Raw genomic sequence first — 2911 nt, 5'->3', positions numbered from 1 at the left:
ACAATTTTAGAGAAAACAGCTGTTAATATGCTCAAGGATAAAATTGATCTTAAATTTATTTCTTCAGTTACTGGCTTTTCAGAAGACGAACTCCTAAAACTCAAAAGTACCCTTTAAGTCTAATCTATTTTGAGTATACCTCACGTAGACCACTCAAAACTAGTCTATTTTAAACCATAGCATAATCTATAATACACCGTTATTATAAACCCACTTATAATTGACTATTGATTATTTATGACTAAAACTAGAAATAAAACCAGTGAAGTATTTGTCTTGAGCACTCAGCCTAGTGCGATCTGATTATGGCAAAAAAAACTATAGATTACTTGCTTAATTTATGCAGTAAAAATCCTTCTCAATCTGAAACTGATAGTTATGAAAAATGGCTATTATATGAAGATATTCTATATTTCCTTGCCAAGAATAAGTTGGATGATGAGGTAGTAATCTATGCCAGTACTAATTTTCCCTCTTCAATGTTGCTGAACAGTTTTTTTGTGCCTAAAGTCGAGGTGAACCCAGTTAATGATTCAACTATTAAAGAAATATTTGCATGGGATTTTTCTCCTTCTGCATTTTGGAATATTAATTACACCTACCCTAATAAAATACATGCTGCTATCAATGATTATGACTTTCGATTAGAGGAAGAATCACTTACAACCATTATTGGTGCTAAGAGCATCTCAAAAAATGAAAGAATACTGTCATTAAGAGAATTTGACGGACGAGCCAATCAAAAGCAGTACATAGAGATCTCACAAAAAATTCTACATTCGCAAGATTTGCATTACGTGCCTGAGTGCAAAGCTTTTTGTAAATTTGACCACTTAGGTGAAATAGTTAAGCATATTACAGTTCATTATAAAGAAGAACGAGTGATCGCTGTTACTGCAAGAAGAGAAGTTTTAGAGCAGTTTATGGCAATAACTGATATGATCCTAGTAAGAATGTTCGATGTTACACGCATATCAAAGAATTTTCAAAATTGGGATGAACCGAGAAAACCAATATTAGTTAAAAATAAACAGGAAAAGATTTTTGGTAATGGAAAACATATTTCTACCGCTAGTTATCTTAGAGGATTTCAGATTATTGATTGCAAAGAGCCTAGGGAGAACGTGTTAAGAAATATTATTTGTTACAACAATGATGTGGATAAACGATATGTAGAATTTATCACTCATGATTGGAAAAACAATTTAGTTTGCGAATTATCATGTGATCCACGGAAACTAGGTAATTATTTTATTAAATCGGAACTCCCATATGAAACTTCACCTGCTTTTTTTAAAAAAGATGTATTATTAAAATATCAGAATGATCCTGATAAATATGCTATAGATGGAAGATCGATAAGCTGCAGAGGGGGATGGTCTCTAAAATCCTATGACCTAAATGACGAAGATCAAGTACATGCGTATTTAATAGACCTGGGCAAATTACCTTATGAAGAGCAGCTGCATTGGAAAGTATATAACGAACAACCCAAGAGTGAAATTTCAAAGAGAGCGTTTATCAATGATTTTGAAGGAAAGATTTACTATGGTTACGACCCTTTACACAGCCTAAAATCAGAGTTAAAGACAATGTGTAATGAACAGTTAAACTGGTATCAAGGACAATCATCAGAATTAGTTGATAGAGTGCATTATCTTTCAACGAGTTCTCAACCAGAATGGGAAGCGGCAATAAATAACTTAAACAAGTTGTTAGTAGATGGGCTAAACAAGAAATATATAACTATATTAGCAAAAGAATCAGGCGTTACAATAGAGGCTAACGATGGCTCATTAAAAATTTTAAACAAATATCTTACGCAAAAAGAATATGACGATCAACTAATAAGTACGATAATGAACCCTTTATTCGAGTTAAATAAACTACGTTCAAATATATGTGCACATAATCAATCAAATGGTAAAATCCTAATCGATAAAGTTAAAAATGATTACGATGGTAGTTTAGAAAAACATTTCAAAAACTTGATTGAATCTTGTGATCAAGCAATAAAAGAATTGAGAAAAATATTAAAATAGTAATTAAACCTCAGTTTGAAGGAAATTATTGTGAGCAGATATTTTTGAGATTTTCATAGAAGGCTTACATTCCCTAAATGCATAAGCAATAAGATCAGATACGATGTTAACAAATGCATTCTCAACAATACGTTCAATTTGGCAGTAATTTTCAGTTGGCCATACAGTTTCTATTAGTCCTCTTTTACCGACTACGACGCCTGAATTCAGGGTTCTGATTAGTCCAGGTTGAAGCAATCATCATAAACTGATACTATAATCGTATTATTAGTGACCATCGTAACTACAAAAATTATAGAATAATATGAAAGACAAAATATATTATAGCATTATATCAAATACAGCGCTGTATGATGAAATTGAACAAAAGCAAATAAATGACGCCCTCGTTTGGGTCAAAAGAGGTACTACTATTTTCCTCATTCAAACGCCTGACGTACAGGCAATATACAAGAGTATTATATGACAAATATTTACTCCGACGGATATTTGCTCATCTGTGCTGATTGTTGCGATGAACAACCTCTTGTAAAAATAGAAGAGCCAGAAAATAATGAAGCGATTATCAAAGACGCTAACGGCAATGTCCTTGGGAGTGGTGATGATGTCGTCTTGATTAAAGATCTCAAGGTCAAGCGTTCTTCCATAAATCTCAAAGGCGGTACAAAAATAAAAAATATACTATTAGTTGACGGCGATCATGAGGTAGAATGCAAAACAAATGCTTGACAGTTTATGTTAAAAGCATGTTTCTTGAAGAGAGTATAATTATTAGGATTATGTTACAAGAGACTTTCCATCTATTTGTGTAAATTCGATTATAGGCACTTAAATTCTCCCTTCGAATTTGATCATAAAATGAGCCATAG

General features: G+C 32.4%; 2 protein-coding genes. Both read left to right on the top strand.

Translation table 11 applies throughout. The features are described 5' to 3' along the window. Nucleotides 1–305: 305 nt before the first annotated feature. The gene (locus Megvenef_RS08430; protein WP_322777495.1) at nucleotides 306–2042 is read left to right on the top strand and encodes a hypothetical protein; all 1737 of its coding nucleotides are present in this window, start codon (nucleotides 306–308) and stop codon (nucleotides 2040–2042) included. Nucleotides 2043–2504: 462 nt separating this feature from the next. Then, complete coding sequence (locus Megvenef_RS08425) at nucleotides 2505–2771, top strand: zinc ribbon domain-containing protein YjdM (protein ID WP_322777494.1); 267 nt, start codon at nucleotides 2505–2507, stop codon at nucleotides 2769–2771. The last annotated feature ends 140 nt before the right edge of the window (nucleotides 2772–2911 follow it).

Source organism: Candidatus Megaera venefica (assembly GCF_034554655.1).
Classification (GTDB): domain Bacteria; phylum Pseudomonadota; class Alphaproteobacteria; order Rickettsiales; family Rickettsiaceae; genus Megaera_A; species Megaera_A venefica.
The sequence above is the reverse complement of the archived record's forward strand: the minus strand, read 5'-3'. Positions and strand labels throughout refer to the sequence as shown.

Coding starts and splice junctions, on each gene's coding strand:
- Megvenef_RS08430 (WP_322777495.1), top strand. CDS start 306: ATGGCAAAAAAAACTATAGATTACTTGCTTAATTTATGCAGTAAAAAT.
- Megvenef_RS08425 (WP_322777494.1), top strand. CDS start 2,505: ATGACAAATATTTACTCCGACGGATATTTGCTCATCTGTGCTGATTGT.